We start from the raw sequence: 14,043 nt of genomic DNA, 5'->3' as shown, positions 1-14,043 counted from the left end.
TTTCTCCTTCCAAAGTCAATTTAAAATGATTAGTGGATGAAAAATCCTACCAGCGGTAATGAGCAAATGCTTTATTTGCTTCCGCCATTTTGTGCATTTCTTCACGTTTCTTCACTGAAGCACCTGTGTTGTTAGAAGCGTCAAGAATTTCATTAGCTAAACGCTCTTCCATTGTTTTCTCTCCACGAAGACGAGAATAGTTTACTAAGTAGCGAAGACCTAATGTAGAACGACGGTCTGGACGAACTTCTATTGGCACCTGATAGTTAGTTCCACCTACACGGCGAGCTTTAACTTCAAGTAATGGCATGATGTTTGCTAATGCAGCATCAAAGACTTCCAATGCATCTTTACCTGAACGTTCTGAAACAAGTTCAAACGCTCCATAAAGAATTTTTTGAGAAGTACCTCTCTTACCATCGACCATAATTTTGTTGATTAAGCGAGTAACTAATTTTGATTTATAAATTGGATCTGGTAACACATCACGTTTGGTAACAGGACCTTTACGAGGCATGTGTTTTCCTCCTTTCGAGTAAAACTGTATTTTATTTTTTAATATTTATTAGCTTTTTTTAACTTTAGGGCGTTTAGTACCATATTTCGAACGGCTTTGCATACGCTTAGCTACACCAGCAGTATCAAGAGCACCGCGGACGATATGATAACGTACACCTGGTAAATCTTTTACTTTTCCTCCGCGAAGTAGAACAACACTATGTTCTTGAAGGTTGTGACCTTCACCCGGAATGTACGCGTTAACCTCAAGTAGGTTAGTTAAACGTACACGCGCATATTTACGAAGCGCTGAGTTTGGTTTTTTTGGTGTCATTGTACCAACACGAGTACACACCCCACGTTTTTGTGGTGAGTTAACGTTAGTTAACGTTTTTTTAGAACTATTATACCCTTTGTTCAAAGCTGGAGAACCAGATTTGACAGTTTTGGGCTTACGAGGCTTACGTACTAATTGGTTAATTGTAGGCATCGATTATTCCTCCCTTCATCTTATCCTTGTAATACCACACATCCAGGTGGTTCATTTTTGGGTAAAAAACAAAGTTCCTGTGTTTATATACACAAAAACTGTTACATAGTAATTGCAACAACTGACGCACCCACTTGGAGTCCGCAGGCTTTACCGAGTTCTATTTTAGACTCTACATAATCAATCTTCACACCATTTTCTTTCGCTGCTAGAAGAGCTGGTTGGGTGATTCGATTGTCTGCATCACGAGCCACGAGAATTTCTAGTACATGGCCACCATGAATTGCTTTTACTGTTTGCTTAGTACCTATGACGGTTTTCTTCGCCTGATTTACTTTTTCATAAGACATTTACCATATCCTCCAAAGACCCAGACCTTCAACTATCAACCTTGAATATGTTAACATTCAAATGTTTTTCTGTCAACCCTCTTACAGAAAAAATACCGGTGGGCGTGGAATTACAATCCCACCGGAATGATTTGAATTTATTCAGCGTTAACTGTTATTTTAGAATCATTTTTCTTTTGATCAACAATCTTAATCTGACGGTAACGTTGCATACCGGTACCAGCTGGAACTAGTTTACCAATAATTACGTTTTCTTTCAAGCCCAGTAGTTCATCACGTTTCCCTTTAATTGCCGCGTCTGTTAAAACACGCGTAGTTTCTTGGAATGATGCTGCTGATAAGAAAGATTCTGTTTCAAGAGATGCTTTCGTTATACCAAGAATGACAGGACGACATGTAGCAGGGATTTTCCCACTTAACACAGCTTCCTTATTCGCTTCTGCAAATTGGTGAATATCGAGTAATGAACCAGGTAATAGCTCAGTTTCACCCGCCTCGATAACACGCACTTTACGAAGCATTTGGCGAACCATTACTTCGATATGTTTGTCACCGATCTCAACACCCTGCATACGATATACTTTTTGAACTTCTTTCAATAAGTATACTTGTACAGTTAATACATCTTTGACTTTCAACAATTCTTTCGGATCAATTGAACCTTCTGTTAATACTTCACCACGTTTAATTGGGTCATTTAGTTCAACTTTCAAACGACCATTATACGGAGCAAGGTATTTACGCGTTTCAACATCACCTTGAACTGTAATTTCTTTTTGACCTTCACGAATTTCTTCAATTGCAGAGATAACTCCTGTAATTTCTGAAATAACCGCTTGACCTTTAGGATTACGAGATTCGAAAATCTCTTGGATACGTGGAAGACCTTGTGTAATATCATCCCCGGCTACCCCACCTGTATGGAAAGTACGCATCGTTAACTGAGTACCTGGCTCACCGATCGATTGGGCAGCAATTATACCAACTGCTTCTCCAACTTCAACATTTTCACCAGTCGCTAAGTTTGTACCATAACATTTTTTACATACGCCGTGTTTCGTGTTACATGTGAATGCAGAACGAATTGTAAGCTCTGTGAATCCAACATCTAAAATAACGCGAGCTACGTCTTCTGTAATTAAACCATCTTTTTCTAAAATAACTTTTTTCGTTACTGGATGGTAAATTGTTTTGCGAGTATGACGACCAGCAATACGCTCGTCAAATCCTTCAATAACTTCTGTGCCATCCATTAATGCGCCAATCAATAAGCCACGGTCCGTTCCGCATTCATCTTCACGAACAATAACATCTTGAGCAACGTCAACTAATCGACGTGTTAAGTAACCTGAGTCAGCTGTTTTAAGTGCTGTATCCGCAAGACCTTTACGAGCACCATGAGTAGAGATGAAGTATTCAAGAACTGTTAAACCTTCACGGAATGATGATTTAATTGGAAGCTCGATAATACGACCGGCCGGATTGGCCATCAAACCACGCATACCTGCAAGTTGAGTAAAGTTAGATGCGTTACCACGCGCTCCAGAGTCACTCATCATGAAGATTGGGTTTAAATTATCTAGAGATTTCATTAGTTTTGCCTGAATAACGTCCTTCGCAGCACTCCAGTAAGAAATAACACGATCATAGCGCTCTTCTTCTGTAATTAAACCACGACGGAATTGCTTAAGTACTTTATCAACTTTATCTTGAGCCTCTTCCAAAACTTCACCTTTATCTGGAAGTACCACGATATCAGAGATACCAATTGTAATACCAGCTCTAGTAGAGTATTTGAAACCTAGATTTTTCATGCGATCAAGCATTTTCGACGTTTCAGTAATATGGAAACGTTTAAACACTTCAGCGATGATATTTCCAAGAATCGGCTTTTTGAACGGTGATACAAGTTCCATGCCAGCAATATGTTCTCGTACATTTGTCGTTGTTGGAACAAAATATTTAGACGGTGTTTCAACTTGAAGGTTGAAGTCCGTTGGTTCGTTAATATACGGGAATGATTCAGGTAAAATCTCATTGAAAATAACTTTTCCGACTGTAGTCAATAACAACATCTTGTTTTGTTCTGCAGTGAATGTTTGGTTGTTCAATGAACCTGCTAAAATCCCAATACGTGTATGCAAATGCGCATTACCGTTTTGATAAGCAATCAACACTTCATTTGGACCGTAGAATGATGAACCTTCTCCTGTTGCACCTTTACGCTCAAGCGTTAAGTAATAGTTACCTAAAACCATATCTTGAGATGGTGTAACAACTGGCTTACCATCTTTCGGGTTTAAAATGTTTTGTGCAGCTAGCATAAGTAAACGAGCTTCAGCTTGCGCTTCTGCTGATAAAGGTACGTGAACAGCCATTTGGTCACCATCGAAGTCAGCGTTATAAGCTGTACATACAAGAGGGTGAAGACGAATCGCACGACCTTCTACTAATGTAGGTTCGAATGCTTGAATACCTAGTCTATGAAGCGTCGGTGCGCGGTTTAATAAAACCGGATGCTCCTTAATGACGTCTTCTAATACATCCCAAACTTCCGAATGCATACGCTCAATTTTACGTTTCGCGCTCTTAATGTTGTGAGCTAAGCCACGTTCAACAAGTTCCTTCATAACAAATGGTTTGAATAATTCAATTGCCATTTCTTTTGGAAGTCCACATTGATACATTTTTAAGTTTGGACCTACAACGATAACCGAACGACCAGAGTAGTCAACACGTTTACCAAGTAAGTTTTGACGGAAACGACCTTGTTTCCCTTTTAACATATGTGACAGTGATTTCAATGGACGATTACCTGGTCCTGTAACTGGGCGACCACGACGACCATTATCAATCAAAGCATCAACAGCTTCTTGTAACATACGTTTTTCGTTTTGAACGATGATACTTGGAGCACCAAGGTCAAGTAAACGTTTTAAACGGTTATTACGGTTGATAACACGACGATACAAATCATTTAAATCTGAAGTAGCAAAACGGCCACCATCTAATTGAACCATTGGGCGTATTTCTGGAGGTATTACTGGAAGGACGTCTAAAACCATCCAATCAGGTTTATTACCAGAGTTACGGAATGACTCAACTACTTCTAAACGCTTAATCGCACGAGTACGTCGTTGACCAGCTGCAGTTTTAAGTTCTTCCTTCAGCACTTCTGTTTCTTTTTCAAGATCAAGATCTTGAAGAAGACGTTTAATTGCTTCAGCACCCATTGCTGCATAAAATTTCTTGCCATATTTTTCACGATAAGCACGATATTCTTTTTCAGACAAAAGCTGCTTACGCTCAAGTGGCGTATTTGCAGGATCTACTACTACATAAGATGCAAAGTAAATCACTTCTTCTAAAGAACGCGGAGACATATCTAAAATTAGTCCCATTCGACTTGGAATACCTTTGAAATACCAAATATGTGTTACAGGAGCCGCTAATTCAATGTGACCCATGCGTTCACGACGAACTTTTGAACGTGTAACTTCTACGCCACAACGATCACAAACAACGCCTTTATAACGAACACGCTTATACTTACCACAATGACATTCCCAGTCCTTTGTTGGACCGAAAATGCGCTCACAGAACAAACCATCTTTTTCAGGTTTAAGTGTACGGTAGTTAATCGTTTCAGGCTTCTTTACTTCACCATAAGACCAAGAACGAATCTTGTCTGGAGATGCTAAACCAATCTTCATGTACTCAAAATTATTAACGTCTATCAAGGAGCCTACCTCCCTTAGTCTGGGTCTTTTAAAGACTTTATCCACTTAGCTCAGGCGGATAACTTTTTAAAAATGGAAATTCGGGCAGGTAAGAAGGCCTGCCCTTATTTCTTTACTTGCATTTATATATACCTTATAGGCAACCTACTCGGCTGAACCTACTGGTGATTTCTCTGTCATTGGTAGAATATTAAGCGCGTCAGCTGGTTGAAGATCGTCTTCTTCATCCAAATCACGCAATTCTATTTCTTCGTCGTCAATTGATAGCATCTTAACGTCCATACCTAAACTTTGAAGTTCTTTAATTAATACTTTGAAAGATTCCGGAACACCTGGTTCTGGTACACTCTCACCTTTAACAATTGCTTCGTATGTTTTCACACGACCCACAACATCATCGGATTTAACTGTCAAGATTTCTTGAAGTGTGTAAGCAGCACCATATGCTTCAAGTGCCCATACTTCCATCTCTCCGAAACGCTGTCCACCAAATTGTGCTTTACCACCAAGTGGTTGTTGCGTAACAAGAGAGTAAGGTCCAGTTGAACGTGCATGTAATTTATCGTCAACCATGTGGGCTAACTTAATCATATACATGATACCTACAGATACACGGTTGTCGAATGGTTCGCCTGAGCGGCCATCATACAATGTAGTTTTACCGTCACGATTCATACCAGCTTCTTCCATCGTACCCCAAACGTCTGCTTCATTGGCACCATCAAATACTGGTGACGCCATATGAATGCCAAGTTTTCTAGAAGCCATACCTAAGTGTAGTTCCAATACTTGACCGATGTTCATACGAGATGGAACCCCAAGAGGGTTAAGCATTACATCTACAGGTGTGCCGTCTGGCATAAATGGCATATCTTCTTCTGGAAGAATACGTGAGATAACACCTTTGTTACCATGACGTCCAGCCATTTTATCCCCTACAGAGATTTTACGTTTTTGAACGATGTATGCACGAACGAGTTGATTCACACCAGGTGGAAGCTCGTCGCCGTCTTCACGATTAAACACTTTAACGTCCAAGATAATTCCGCTTGCACCATGAGGTACACGAAGAGAAGTATCACGAACTTCACGCGCTTTTTCACCAAAGATTGCATGTAACAGTCGCTCTTCAGCCGTTAACTCAGTAACCCCTTTAGGCGTTACTTTACCCACTAAGATATCGCCATCGCGAACTTCAGCACCGATGCGGATGATTCCACGCTCATCTAAGTTACGAAGCGCTTCTTCCCCAACGTTCGGAATGTCACGTGTGATTTCTTCAGGTCCAAGTTTCGTATCACGAGATTCTGATTCATATTCTTCAATATGAACAGATGTGTAAACATCATCTTTTACAAGACGTTCACTCATGATAACTGCATCTTCATAGTTGTAGCCGTCCCACGTCATGAATGCAACAAGTACATTACGTCCAAGTGCCATCTCTCCACGTTCCATTGAAGGACCGTCTGCAAGAATGTCAAGTGGTTTTACGCGTTCTCCCACTTGTACAAGTGGTCGTTGGTTATAGCTAGTCCCTTGATTTGAACGAAGGAATTTTTGTAATTTATATTTTGTTAAATCGCCTTTAACTTCTTTGCCATCGATTTCTTCAATTCGACGAACTCGAATTTCTCTTGCTTCTACATGTTCAACAATCCCAACATACTTAGCAATTACGGCAGCTCCAGAATCACGCGCATTCACATGTTCCATACCTGTTCCTACGAAAGGAGCTTCAGGGTTTAACAATGGAACTGCTTGACGTTGCATGTTCGCACCCATAAGGGCACGGTTGGAGTCATCGTTTTCTAAGAATGGGATACACGCAGTTGCAGCAGAAACTACTTGTTTCGGCGAAACATCCATATAATCGATTAACGTACGTTTGAATACCGTGTTATCTCCACGGAAACGGCCAACAACTTCCTCATCGATAAATTCACCTGTGTCAGATAGACGTGTGTTAGCTTGCGCTACTACATAGTTATCTTCTTCATCAGCTGTTAAATAGTCAATGCGAGTTGTTACAACACCCTTCTCATGATCAACACGACGGTAAGGTGTTTCAATAAATCCGAATTTGTTCACTTTCGCGAAACTTGAAAGTGAGTTAATCAATCCAATGTTTGGACCCTCAGGCGTTTCAATCGGACACATACGGCCATAGTGAGAGTAATGAACGTCACGCACTTCAAAGCCTGCGCGTTCACGCGTTAAACCACCGGGTCCTAGTGCCGATAGACGACGTTTGTGTGTCAATTCAGCAAGCGGATTTGTTTGATCCATGAACTGAGACAACTGAGAGCTACCAAAGAACTCTTTCATTGAAGCAATAACCGGACGGATATTGATCAATTGTTGTGGCACGATTGATTGTGTGTCATTGATAGACATACGCTCACGTACAACACGTTCCATACGAGAAAGACCAATACGGAATTGGTTTTGTAATAACTCACCTACTGAACGTAAACGACGGTTACCAAGATGATCAATGTCATCTGTGAAGCCGACTTTGTAAAGTAGATTAAAGAAGTAACCAACAGAAGAAATAATGTCAGCAGGTGTGATGTTTTTAATAGCATCTTCTATATAAGCATTGCTGATAACATTAATTTCTTGTTGTGATTCATTATTTGGAGCATATATTTTAATTGATTGCAACGTGATGTCGCCATCTAAAACGCCACCGACTTGAGATATTGTACGGAATCCTATTCCATTCTCAAGATGTGGAATTAAACGGTCGAGTAAACGACGATCAATTACTGCACCTTTTTCAGCTAAGATTTCACCAGTTTCAGGATCAACCAGTGTTTCAGCAAGCGTTTGGTTAAGCAAACGATTTTTGATATGCAGTTTTTTGTTCATTTTATAGCGCCCAACATTAGCTAAATCATAGCGTTTTGGGTCGAAGAAACGTGAGTACAACAGACTTTTCGCGCTTTCAACTGTTGGCGGCTCACCCGGACGAAGACGTTCATAAATTTCGAGCAACGCTTTATCCGCGCTCTCTGTATGATCTTTTTCAAGCGTATTTTGAAGGTATTCATTATCACCAATAAGGTCGATAATTTCTTGATCAGTATCAAAACCAAGTGCACGTATAAGAACCGTTACAGGCAATTTACGTGTGCGATCAATACGCACATAGACTACGTCTTTTGCATCAATTTCATATTCTAACCATGCGCCACGGTTTGGAATAACCGTTGCTCCAAAACCTTTTTTACCATTTTTATCTGTCTTATCGTGGAAATAAACACTTGGTGAACGAACTAACTGTGAAACGATTACGCGCTCAGCACCGTTAATAACGAAAGTACCTGTTTCAGTCATAAGCGGGAAATCGCCCATGAAGACATCTTGTTCTTTCACTTCTTCTGATTCTTTATTATGAAGACGTACTTTTACGCGAAGTGGTGCTGCGTAAGTTACATCACGTTCTTTAGACTCATCGACCGGATACTTAGGATCACCTAATGTATAATCAATGAATTCTAGTGAAAGATTACCTGTGAAGTCCGTAATAGGAGAAATGTCTCGGAACATTTCACGCAAACCTTCTTCAAGGAACCATTCATAAGATGCTGTTTGAATTTCTATTAAATTCGGAAGCTCCAGCACCTCTTTAATACGCGCAAAACTTCTACGCTGGCGGTGTTGTCCATACTGAACTAGTTGACCTGCCAACTCATTCACCCCTCAATAAAGCAATATTAGGACTTTTCGATACAGCATATTTAGTGTATGATGTCGAAAAGACAAAAATAAAACGAGATCCATAAGAGCTCATTTTCGGTTAACTACATTTATTCTTGGTAAGTATACCCACTTATAAATTAACTTTATACAAAAGGACATACGACCGCAAAATAATATTTCTGCATTTTGTTATAATATCATAGCGATTTTGTCAAGTCAATAATCAGTTGACTTTCTCAGCCTTCATGATCCAGTAACCTCTTACCTTATTTACTACTTCAACTTGACCGAAAATCTCTTCTAATCGATCGAAAGTTGATGGAGCTCCTTGTTTCTTCTGAATGACAACCCACAATTCTCCACCCACACATAATTTCGCATAGGCATCTATATAAAAACGAAAAATCGTTTGTTTTCCAGCACGAATCGGCGGGTTTGTTAAAATTGCCGCAAAGTCAGTTTCCGTAACATCGGTTAAACCATCACTTTCATAGATTCGTACATTTTGTACCCCGTTACCTTCCGCATTTTTGCGCGAAAGTTCTACTGCACGTTCATTAATGTCCACCATGTGAATTGTACGATTTGTTTCGGTTTTGGCAATGGATAACCCAATGGGTCCATACCCACAACCCACATCTAGTACAGGTCCATCAATTACTGGCGTCACAAACGTATCAATTAAAACACGGGAGCCAAAATCTACCTCGCTTTTGCTAAAAACCCCTGTATCAGTTTCAAAATGAAATAGCTCACCACGCAGTGTGGAACTCCATGATTTGGGTTTACTTTGTGCTTGAGGTTTTTTTGAATAATAATGCTCAGCCATCGGGACACCCTCCAACCTGTTACCTAAATGAAGAAAAAGCCCGCCGGTATTAAGTGACGGGCTTTCCAATACTAATTGTTAAAATTACTTAACTTCTACTGTTGCGCCAACTTCAGCAAGTTTAGCTTTGATTTCTTCTGCTTCTTCTTTAGTTACAGCTTCTTTAATAGCTTTAGGAGCGTTATCTACAACTTCTTTAGCTTCTTTAAGACCTAAACCAGTGATTTCACGAACTGCTTTGATTACTTTGATTTTTGCATCGCCGATTGCAGTAAGGATTACATCAAATTCAGTTTGCTCTTCTTCAGCAGCAGCACCGCCACCAGCAGCCATAGCCATTGGTGCAGCAGCTGTTACGCCAAATTCTTCTTCGATTGCTTTTACTAAGTCGTTTAATTCAAGAACTGTCATACCTTTGATTGCTTCAAGGATTTGAGTGTTGTTCATTGTATGTTCCTCCTAATAGGAATAATTTTTTTGTTTGGGTTAAACCCAGGGGTTAAAAAGCTAAGCCGTGTAACGAATTACGCGCCTTGCTCTTCTTTTTGTTCTGCAACAGCTTTAGTTGCAAGCGCGAAGTTGCGCATTGGAGCTTGAAGAACGCTTAATAGCATTGACAACAAACCTTCACGAGAAGGAAGTTCTGCAAGTGCTTTAATATCGTCAGCAGTAGCGACTAAACCTTCAATCACACCAGCTTTAATTTCAAGCTTTTCGTTCTTTTTAGCGAAATCGTTAAGGATTTTCGCTGGCGCTACTACGTCTTCTGTTGAAAACGCAATTGCGTTTGGACCTGTAAGACTATCATTCAAGCCTTCAAGACCTGCAGCTTCAACCGCACGGCGAGTCATTGTGTTTTTGTACACTTTGAACTCAACACCTGCTTCACGAAGTTGTTTACGAAGTTCTGTGATTTGAGTAACGTTTAATCCACGGTAGTTAACTACTACAGCAGTTGCAGCACCTTTGAATTTTTCAGTAATCTCTTCAACGCGAACTTGTTTAAATTCCATAACTTTGCTCATCTTGACACCTCCTAATTAGAATGAGTCATTTATACCGCCAAAAGAAAAGCCCCCGGACTATTAAATAGACCAGGGGCTGAAACGTCATCTTTAAAAAGATTCTGAATGCATGTCCTCGGTAGGATCATTATGCGACAAGTCGCCCCTACTGTCTACGGTACAAATTACAAATAATTATTTACAACAAAATATATCTTAACAAATATATTTTAAACTGTCAATCTTATTTGCTAACTTTTACACTTGAAGAATCCACTTTTACAGATGGACCCATCGTTGTTGTAACATTAACAGACTTCATGTATGTTCCTTTAGCTGCAGCTGGTTTAGCTTTTTGAACAACATCAAATACTGCTAAGAAGTTTTCAACTAACTTGTCATCTTCGAAAGAAACTTTACCGATTGGCGCGTGAATGATACCAGCTTTATCAGCACGGTACTCAACTTTACCAGCCTTGATTTCTCCGATTGCTTTCGTTACGTCGAAAGTTACAGTTCCTGTTTTAGGGTTCGGCATTAAGCCTTTTGGTCCTAAAACACGACCTAATTTACCAACTTCACCCATCATGTCTGGAGTAGCTACGATTACATCGAAGTCAAACCATCCTTGTTGGATTTTGTTGATGTACTCTGTATCGCCAAAATAGTCAGCGCCAGCAGCTTCTGCTTCTTTTAATTTTTCGCCTTTAGCGAAAACTAAAACACGTTGAGTATTACCAGTTCCGTTTGGAAGCACAACTGCTCCACGGATTTGTTGGTCATTTTTACGTGTGTCGATACCTAATTTGAATGCTACTTCAACTGTTGCATCAAAGTTAACACCACTAGTTTTTTTAGCAAGATCAATTGCTTCTGTAGCTGTGTAAGCTTTTGTGCGATCTATTAATTTAGATGCTTCTTGTAGTTTTTTACCTTTTTTCGCCATTGTAAAATGACCTCCTTATGTGGTTTTAACGGAATTACCCTCCCACGAATAAGGGTTGCGTGTCTAAAAGACAATCGCAACCCTCCAAAACTAATGCAATACAAGTGAAGGGATTAATCTTCGATTGTAATACCCATGCTGCGCGCAGTACCTTCAACCATCAACATTGCTGCTTCAACTGATGCTGCGTTTAGATCTGGCATTTTTTGTTCAGCGATTTCGCGAACTTTATCACGCTTCACCGTTGCAACTTTTTTGCGGTTTGGTTCACCAGAACCTGACTGAATTCCAGCCGCCACTTTAAGTAATACTGCTGCAGGTGGAGTTTTTGTAATGAATGTAAATGAACGGTCTTCAAATACAGAAATTTCAACTGGGATAATTAGTCCGGCTTGATCAGCCGTACGTGCATTGAACTCTTTACAGAATCCCATAATATTAACACCTGCTTGACCCAATGCTGGACCAACCGGCGGTGCTGGATTTGCTTTACCAGCAGGTATTTGTAATTTTACTACCTTAGTAACTTTTTTAGCCACGAGACACACCTCCTTAAGTCCGTGATGTGGTAATAGGGTTGCCCCTCCCACTCAATATCTGTGTCAGCTAGTAGCTGAACGTAAGCTAAATTTTTTCAGACTTTCACAAAATCAGTCTGACCTTTGAAATAATACCATTTTTCTAAAATTTAATCAAGTAGCTATCGCAAATTTATATTTTGGTAACTTGATCGAAGTCAAGTTCCATTTTTGTTTCGCGACCAAACATATCAACAGAAACTTTCAACTTGCCCTTCGTCTCATCAATTTCTTCCACTTTTCCTTGGAAGTTTGCAAATGGCCCTTCTAAAACTTCAACCAATTCGCCTATTGTATATTGACCTTCAAGTCTACGTTCTGTCATACCCATTTGTTTTAAGATGAATTCTACTTCTTCGTCTAATAATGGTGTTGGCTTCGCGCCGCCACCTGAAGAACCGATAAATCCAGTAACACCTGGAGTATTACGTACTACGTACCAAGAATCGTCCGTCATTATAATCTCAACTAGAACATATCCGGGGAACGTTTTACGCATAACTGTGCGTTTTTTACCATCTTTAAAATCCGTTTCTTCTTCTTCCGGGATAATGACGCGGAAGATTAAATCTGACATGCCCATAGTTTCGACACGCTTTTCAAGATTTGCTTTTACTTTGTTCTCGTACCCAGAATATGTGTGTACAACATACCAATTCTTTTCCATAAGTAGCAGGACTGTTCGTCCGTCCCTCCCTTTCTTAGACAAATGAAAAAACCCGTTCTCAGTTTCTGACGGGCTATTTTCAACAAGTACTATCTGTTATCAAATTATAGTGCAAGGAACCAGCGAAGTACACTAGAAATTCCCAAGTCAATTACAGAGAAATATAATGCCATAACAACGACCGTCGTAAGAACGATGACTGTATAACGAGTCAATTCTTTACGTTTAGGCCAGCTAACTTTTCTCATTTCTGAGACAACTTTACCAAGGAAACCACCGATATTAGCCATTCTGTTTTAACCCTCCGAGTAAAAATATCTATGTTTATTCTAACAACGTTTGCTTAAGAACTCTTTGCGCTTTGCAAATTCCGCAAAACTTTTATCGTTCTAGAACGCTCACTAGACACTTCTTCCGAAGCAGGAACTATATATTTCGCGAACCACGTTGCAAACAACCTAAGATGACTATTTCAGCCATTTTATCTTATTTATAATTAACATTTGTCTTTTTAAAGACTATCATCTACTGTTTAGACTGTCAACAACAGCCAAAAGTATGCTCCTAATGAACGCCGCCAATTTCAATGTGATGCTCTAGTTTGCGCTTCACTCGTTGCAATGCATTATCAATCGATTTTACATGACGATTTAATTCTTCAGAAATTTCGTGATATGACTGTCCATCTAAATACAACGCGAGAACTTGACGTTCCAATTCACTCAGTATTTCATCCATCTTTTCTTCCATGTAATTGAAATCTTCTCGATTAATTAAGAGTTTTTCAGGATCGTCAATAGTTGAATTGGTTATCATATCCATTAAAGTCCGATCTGATTCTTCATCAAAAATTGGTTTATCCAAAGATACATAAGAATTTAGCGGAATATGCTTTTGACGTGTAGCCGTTTTGATAGCGGTAATAATTTGGCGTGTGATGCAAAGTTCTGCAAATGCACGAAATGATGAAAGTTTATCTCCTCTAAAATCACGAATCGACTTGTAAAGACCAATCATTCCTTCTTGAATGATATCTTCTTTATCAGCTCCGATTAAAAAGTAAGATCTTGCTTTCATGCGTACAAATGAACGATATTTGGTTATTAAAAAATCCAGAGCGTCCGTATCCCCATTGTGGACCAGTTCCACAAGCTCGTCGTCTAGTAATTTGTCAAATTGCAGCTTAACGTGTACATGGTTACTTTTTATCAACAGTATCACCTCGGCCGGTTT

At 39.7% G+C, this 14,043-nt stretch carries 13 protein-coding genes and 1 other annotated feature; all 13 genes read right to left on the bottom strand.

What is annotated here, in order from left to right; genetic code table 11:
* Positions 1-46: 46 nt before the first annotated feature.
* Positions 47-517, bottom strand: coding sequence for a 30S ribosomal protein S7 (gene rpsG / locus E2636_RS00750; protein WP_017381019.1), 471 nt, complete (start codon positions 515-517; stop codon positions 47-49).
* Between the two features lie 48 nt (positions 518-565).
* On the bottom strand, positions 566-988 hold the full coding sequence (rpsL, locus tag E2636_RS00745; RefSeq protein ID WP_017381018.1) for a 30S ribosomal protein S12: 423 nt from the start codon (positions 986-988) through the stop codon (positions 566-568).
* Between the two features lie 101 nt (positions 989-1,089).
* Positions 1,090-1,338, bottom strand: coding sequence for a ribosomal L7Ae/L30e/S12e/Gadd45 family protein (locus E2636_RS00740; protein ID WP_017381017.1), 249 nt, complete (start codon positions 1,336-1,338; stop codon positions 1,090-1,092).
* A 137-nt stretch (positions 1,339-1,475) separates the two neighbouring features.
* Positions 1,476-5,078: a DNA-directed RNA polymerase subunit beta' gene (rpoC, locus tag E2636_RS00735; RefSeq protein ID WP_134208132.1), complete on the bottom strand. Its 3,603-nt coding sequence runs from the start codon at positions 5,076-5,078 to the stop codon at positions 1,476-1,478.
* Positions 5,079-5,222: 144 nt separating this feature from the next.
* Positions 5,223-8,774 carry a DNA-directed RNA polymerase subunit beta gene (gene rpoB, locus E2636_RS00730; protein ID WP_134208130.1) on the bottom strand — a complete coding sequence of 1,184 codons (3,552 nt, stop codon included), beginning with the start codon at positions 8,772-8,774 and terminating at the stop codon, positions 5,223-5,225.
* A 235-nt stretch (positions 8,775-9,009) separates the two neighbouring features.
* Positions 9,010-9,615, bottom strand: a complete 606-nt coding sequence (locus tag E2636_RS00725; protein WP_017381014.1) for a class I SAM-dependent methyltransferase — start codon at positions 9,613-9,615, stop codon at positions 9,010-9,012.
* An 84-nt stretch (positions 9,616-9,699) separates the two neighbouring features.
* Positions 9,700-10,062, bottom strand: a complete 363-nt coding sequence (rplL, locus tag E2636_RS00720; protein WP_134208128.1) for a 50S ribosomal protein L7/L12 — start codon at positions 10,060-10,062, stop codon at positions 9,700-9,702.
* A 77-nt stretch (positions 10,063-10,139) separates the two neighbouring features.
* Positions 10,140-10,640: a 50S ribosomal protein L10 gene (rplJ, locus tag E2636_RS00715; protein ID WP_134208126.1), complete on the bottom strand. Its 501-nt coding sequence runs from the start codon at positions 10,638-10,640 to the stop codon at positions 10,140-10,142.
* Between the two features lie 33 nt (positions 10,641-10,673).
* Positions 10,674-10,816: a sequence feature (ribosomal protein L10 leader region), on the bottom strand.
* Positions 10,817-10,863: 47 nt separating this feature from the next.
* Complete coding sequence (gene rplA, locus E2636_RS00710) at positions 10,864-11,565, bottom strand: 50S ribosomal protein L1 (protein ID WP_134208124.1); 702 nt, start codon at positions 11,563-11,565, stop codon at positions 10,864-10,866.
* 113 nt (positions 11,566-11,678) lie between these two features.
* Positions 11,679-12,104, bottom strand: a complete 426-nt coding sequence (gene rplK, locus E2636_RS00705) for a 50S ribosomal protein L11 (RefSeq protein WP_036654645.1) — start codon at positions 12,102-12,104, stop codon at positions 11,679-11,681.
* Positions 12,105-12,276: 172 nt separating this feature from the next.
* Positions 12,277-12,810 (bottom strand): transcription termination/antitermination protein NusG, encoded by a 534-nt coding sequence (gene nusG, locus E2636_RS00700; protein WP_017381009.1) that lies wholly within the window; start codon positions 12,808-12,810, stop codon positions 12,277-12,279.
* Positions 12,811-12,914: 104 nt separating this feature from the next.
* Positions 12,915-13,100, bottom strand: coding sequence for a preprotein translocase subunit SecE (gene secE, locus E2636_RS00695; RefSeq protein ID WP_017381008.1), 186 nt, complete (start codon positions 13,098-13,100; stop codon positions 12,915-12,917).
* A gap of 274 nt (positions 13,101-13,374) precedes the next feature.
* The gene (sigH, locus tag E2636_RS00690; RefSeq protein ID WP_134208122.1) at positions 13,375-14,022 is read right to left on the bottom strand and encodes an RNA polymerase sporulation sigma factor SigH; all 648 of its coding nucleotides are present in this window, start codon (positions 14,020-14,022) and stop codon (positions 13,375-13,377) included.
* Between the last annotated feature and the right edge of the window lie 21 nt (positions 14,023-14,043).

The sequence above is a fragment of the Paenisporosarcina antarctica genome (assembly GCF_004367585.1).
In the GTDB taxonomy this organism is placed as follows: domain Bacteria; phylum Bacillota; class Bacilli; order Bacillales_A; family Planococcaceae; genus Paenisporosarcina; species Paenisporosarcina antarctica.
Note: the sequence above shows the minus strand (reverse complement) of the source record. Positions and strands in the feature narration are given on the sequence as shown.

Bases quoted from the DNA above. Each gene is read 5' to 3' on its own strand.
- rpsG (WP_017381019.1), bottom strand. From the start codon at position 517: ATGCCTCGTAAAGGTCCTGTTACCAAACGTGATGTGTTACCAGATCCA.
- rpsL (WP_017381018.1), bottom strand. From the start codon at position 988: ATGCCTACAATTAACCAATTAGTACGTAAGCCTCGTAAGCCCAAAACT.
- E2636_RS00740 (WP_017381017.1), bottom strand. From the start codon at position 1,338: ATGTCTTATGAAAAAGTAAATCAGGCGAAGAAAACCGTCATAGGTACT.
- E2636_RS00725 (WP_017381014.1), bottom strand. From the start codon at position 9,615: ATGGCTGAGCATTATTATTCAAAAAAACCTCAAGCACAAAGTAAACCC.
- rplL (WP_134208128.1), bottom strand. From the start codon at position 10,062: ATGAACAACACTCAAATCCTTGAAGCAATCAAAGGTATGACAGTTCTT.
- rplJ (WP_134208126.1), bottom strand. From the start codon at position 10,640: ATGAGCAAAGTTATGGAATTTAAACAAGTTCGCGTTGAAGAGATTACT.
- rplA (WP_134208124.1), bottom strand. From the start codon at position 11,565: ATGGCGAAAAAAGGTAAAAAACTACAAGAAGCATCTAAATTAATAGAT.
- nusG (WP_017381009.1), bottom strand. From the start codon at position 12,810: ATGGAAAAGAATTGGTATGTTGTACACACATATTCTGGGTACGAGAAC.
- secE (WP_017381008.1), bottom strand. From the start codon at position 13,100: ATGGCTAATATCGGTGGTTTCCTTGGTAAAGTTGTCTCAGAAATGAGA.